This is a genomic window from Pseudomonas sp. zfem003, assembly GCF_032621675.1.
In the GTDB taxonomy this organism is placed as follows: domain Bacteria; phylum Pseudomonadota; class Gammaproteobacteria; order Pseudomonadales; family Pseudomonadaceae; genus Metapseudomonas; species Metapseudomonas otitidis.
The window spans coordinates 1-4,999 of the sequence record NZ_JAVYJG010000024.1 but is presented as its reverse complement, the minus strand read 5'-3'; the positions used below and the strand labels follow the sequence as shown (position 1 = coordinate 4,999).

The following is a 4,999-nucleotide window of genomic DNA, read 5'->3' as shown; positions in this document are numbered from 1 at the left end:
GTGGGCTTCTTCAACGATGGGGTGCATGTGGCTTTTGGCACCGAGACGGGGTTCACCACGCCGGTGAACAAGCTGACGTCCTTCGGGGTGAACGCGGGCGGCTGGGCGAACAACAACCAGTACCCACGGATGGTGGTGGACATCAACGGGGATGGGCTGGCCGACATCGTGGGCTTTGCCGGTGATGGGGTGTATGTGTCGCTGTCGACGGGGGAGGGTTTCCAGCAGCCCGCCAAGTGGATTGCGGCCTATGGCGTCAGTGCCGGTGGTTGGAGTGACCAGAACACCTATCCGCGCCAACTAGCGGATGTGGATGGTGACGGGCTGCTGGATATCGTGGGTTTCAGCAGCACTCAGGTAATGGTGGCATTGAATAAGCGGGACCGGTTCGAGAGTTCGCCGGTTTATTCCAATTTGAATGCCTATGGTACTGCGGCGGGGTGGTCCAGTAACGAAGTTTATCCGCGACAAGTCATCGATATGAATGGTGATGGGAAAGCCGATGTTGTAGGTTTTTCAGGAAGTGGCGTGTATGTGGCCCTGGCTGGGCAGGTAGGATTTGGCGCGCCTGCTCTTTGGGTTAATGGATATGGTTATAGTCGTATAAGTAATAATAGCTGTGAGGCTGTGGACAATATTAGAGTCAACTGGGCTGGTCAGTCAGTTTCACCTCGTCTCTTGGTAGATATAAATTCTGATGGCCTTCCTGATATCGTTGGGTTTGATTTGATTCCCAGGTATAAACGTAGTTATCCCTCAAAGGCTTGCATTGCCAAACATGTAGGCGTTGGGCTGCGCAGCGAAATCTATATCTCTCTTAATATGGGGGGGTATATGGCTGCGGCTACTTTGGTTGGTGCCGAGTTTGGGGCGATGGCAACCAGTGGTGGATTTGAAGCAGCTGAAAGCCTTATGTACAACATGGCTTCTTATACTAAGGTGGTTGCGGATTTTAATGTGGACGGCCAAGCGGAAGTTTTGCGTGTCAATACTGCCGGCTGCAGTCAGGTTTACAAGTTCAAGCAAAGTGGGCTGGACACCTCCGAATGTGTTCCTGCCTTTGCATCTACGGCCAATGGCAACCTGGATTTCGTGCCGAGTTTTGGAAGTTCCGACTTCGCTCTTCTGGGCTTTGGAAGTGACGGTGTTAGGTTGAGTCGGAGCTTGTCCAAATCCCCCAATCAGATCCTGTCCCTGAAAACCGACCTCACTGAGTCCAGCATCACCTACGGTTTGCTGGTGGATAGCAGTGCCTATCAGAAGGGCACCGGTTCGAGCTTCCCGGTGATGGATGTGCAGGTGCCTTACCAAGTGGTGACTGCACTGACCAATCCCGATGGCCTGGGCGGTGTCCGCAAGACCCAGTACCGCTACGGCGGCCTGCGCTCGCACTTCGACTACGGCTCGCTGGGCTTCCAGTGGATGGAGACGATGGACCCGGCGACCGGTGCACTGGAATACAACGAATTCAAGCAGGTGTTCCCGCTGGCGGGCTCGCTCTACCGCAGCCAGAAGCAGCGCTGCACGGGCGTTTCGCAATTGCCGTGGACGGGTTGCGGGGTGCTGTCGCAGGAAGTGAGCGACTGGCAGAGCAGCGAGACGGGGACGACGGCGGACCGCAAGGTCTACCAGCCCTATATCCGGAAAACCGTAGAAAGCAGCTGGTTAAAGGCTTCCCCGTAGATCGGTGTGAGAAGTCCTCGACAGGCATTGAAAAAAACGTCTGGGGGGGCTTGTGCCTGTAAGTAGCCGTTATCTATAGTCGCGCTCCATCAGAAATCTGCCGTCACAAATAACCACAAGGATTGTCATGACTCAGGGAAGAGTGCGGCCTCTAAGCGTATGCGTGGTTGCCATTGGAGTCCTGCCGGCTCTTTCACAGGCGGCAGCTCCAATCGGTTCTTCCCTGAGTGGTGAGTTGTCGGTATCCGCCAGCGGCGCGGCGAACTACAGCCTGTCGCTGATCACCCCATACTCAAGCCAGGCCGGTAACGGTCCTTTGGGCATGGGCTGGACCCTGGGTGGTCTGTCGCAGATCGGTCGTTGTCCGCGGGACAAGACCATCGACGGCATCGAAGATGGCATCACCAGCCTGACCGCCAATGACCGGCTGTGCCTGGACGGCCAGCGGCTGATCCTCAAGAGCGGTAGCGCCTACGGGGCTGATGGGGCTGAGTACCGCACGCAGATAGAGAGTTTCACCAAGATCGTTGGTTATGGCGACTTCGGTAGTGCCTCGTCCTGGTTCAAGGTGTGGAAAAAGAGCGGCGAGGTAATCGAGTTCGGCAACAGTGCTGACAGTCGTGTGCTGGTCACGCCCAGTGGAAGCACTACGTCGTTGCCCTATGCCTGGTCGCTGAGCAAGGTCAGTGACCGCTTCAGCAACTACTACACCGTCAGCTACATCCAGGATTCGAACGTCAGCTACCCCAAGCGCATCCAGTACAGCGGCAACGCCAACGCGGGCAGTGCGCCGGCTCGAACGATCACCTTCGACTGGGGCGAGGCGACGGCGCGCCCGGACCCGATCCCGATGTACCTGGGGGCCGGGATACGGCCTGCCATCCGTTATCGCCTGTTGGGTGTGAGCAACGATGCCAACAGTGCGCGATACAAGCTGACCTACACCGCCTCCGGTGCGGGGCTGTCGAACCTGACCAAGCTGCAGTACTGCCCGGACGGCGGTGATGCCAACTGCCTGTCGGTGGACAGCCAGTACGGCTATGACAAGGACCCATCGACGGGCAAGCGGATGAGCGATCCGCAACTGGTACTGGCGGCCTTCGGCGCGAACCAGGGCTGGGGTGACATGAACGTGCACCCGCGTCAGCTGGCGGATGTGAACGGCGATGGCCGACCGGACATCGTGGGCTTCTTCAACGATGGTGTGCATGTGGCCTTTGGCACCGAGACGGGTTTCACCGCGCCGGTGAACAAGCTGGCGTCCTTTGGGGTGAACGCGGGGGGCTGGGCGAACAACAACCAGTACCCGCGGATGGTGGTGGATATCAACGGGGATGGGCTGGCCGACATCGTGGGCTTTGCCGGTGATGGGGTGTATGTGTCGCTGTCGACGGGGGAGGGTTTCCAGCAGCCCGCCAAGTGGATTGCGGCCTATGGCGTCAGTGCCGGTGGTTGGAGTGATCAGAATACTTATCCGCGTCAGCTCGCGGATGTGGATGGCGATGGACTGCTGGATATCGTGGGTTTCAGCAGTAGCCAGGTGATGGTGGCGCTGAACAAGCGGGACCGGTTCGAGAGTTCGCCGGTTTACTCCAACTTGACTGCCTATGGTACGGCGGCGGGGTGGTCCAGTAACGAAGCTACTCCTCGTGAGGTTGCGGATATGAATGGTGACGGTAGAAGCGATATTGTTGGTTTTACCTCAAGCGGTATTTATGTGGCTCTTAGTGGTTCTATAGGGTTTATCTCTCCGGTGAAGTGGAGTGGTGATGTCTGGGGGCAGAAAGTAAGAGGAGGATACGGCGATTGGGATGTTTGTGGTTGGGAGGCGATATGGCCTTCTCAGATATCTGCACCTCGTACGCTTGCTGATATAAATGGTGATGGTTTATTGGATGTGGTGGGGTTTGATACTAGGATTCATGATGTAAGTCAGCCTCTAAATACTGATACGCCTCCATGTGATTCTTTGGCTCAATTATATGACTTCAGAGGGAATACAGAAAATTTGGTATTTTCTACGTCTGATATGGTTTATGCGCTTAATACGGGGCGGTCTTTGGTTACCCAGGGCAGGCGCTCGGAGGGGGTGCCGCCGATTGAGCTTGCAAGATATAGGAGTGGTGATGACGGAAGTATGATAATAGATAGTTTTGGAGGCCTTCTTAATGTCGGGGTTTCACCGTTTTCTAGGGCGACTGGTGATATTAATCTTGATGGCAAGAGTGATGTGCTTAGGATTAATAATGTTGCGTTTCAGCCTGGAAAGAAGAATTGCCTTTTCATGCTGATGCTTTCTGGGTATTCAAATGCGTCAAGTGAGTGTGTGAGTCGCTCTGGTTTGAGTGTTTCTTGGGAGGAAACTCCGTTATTTGTGGAAGGTGGTGATGGGGTTTATTTGTACTCTTACTCAAGAGCTGGGGTCGTTAGAAGTAAATTTTATTTAAATGCACCGAATAATGTCCTTGTATTGAAAACCGATCTCACTGAGTCCAACATCACTTACGGCTCGCTGGTGGATAGGAGTGCCTATCAGAAGGGAGCCGGTTCGAGCTTCCCGGTGATGGATGTGCAGGTGCCTTATCAGGTGGTGACCGCACTGACCAATCCCGATGGCCTGGGCGGTGTCCGCAAGACCCAGTACCGCTACGGCGGTCTGCGCTCGCACTTCGACTACGGCTCGCTGGGCTTCCAGTGGATGGAGACGATGGACCCGGCGACCGGTGCACTGGAATACAACGAATTCAAGCAGGTGTTCCCGCTGGCGGGCTCGCTCTACCGCAGCCAGAAGCAGCGCTGCACGGGCGTATCGCAAGTGCCGTGGACGGGTTGCGAGGTGCTGTCGCAGGAAGTGAGCGACTGGCAGAGCAGCGAGACGGGGACGACGGCGGACCGCAAGGTCTACCAGCCCTATATCCGGAAAACCGTAGAAAGCAGCTGGTTAAAGGCTTCCCCATAGAGTGGTGTGAGAAGTCCTCGACAGGCATTGAAAAAAACGTCTGGGGGGCTTGTGCCTGTAAGTAGCCGTTATCTATAGTCGCGCTCCATCAGAAATCTGCCGTCACAAATAACCACAAGGATTGTCATGACTCAGGGAAGAGTGCGGCCTGCCGCTGTGCGGGCTCTAAGCGTATGCGTGGTTGCCATTGGAGCCCTGCCGGCTCTTTCACAGGCGGCAGCTCCAATCGGTTCTTCCCTGAGTGGTGAGTTGTCGGTATCCGCCAGCGGCGCGGCGAACTACAGCCTGTCGCTGATCACCCCACCTGGGGTGATCAAGCCTTCCCTTTCCATTAACTACTCAAGCCAGGCCGGTAAC

2 protein-coding genes are annotated in these 4,999 nt (G+C 55.9%); both read left to right on the top strand.

Annotated features, from left to right (window positions below):
- Nucleotides 1–1,683 (top strand): VCBS repeat-containing protein (locus tag RTK35_RS30415; protein ID WP_316909755.1); only part of this gene is annotated, 1,683 nt, incomplete at its 5' end.
- Nucleotides 1,684–1,918: 235 nt separating this feature from the next.
- Nucleotides 1,919–4,642, top strand: coding sequence for an FG-GAP-like repeat-containing protein (locus RTK35_RS30410; RefSeq protein WP_316909754.1), 2,724 nt, complete (start codon nt 1,919–1,921; stop codon nt 4,640–4,642).
- Nucleotides 4,643–4,999 lie beyond the last annotated feature (357 nt).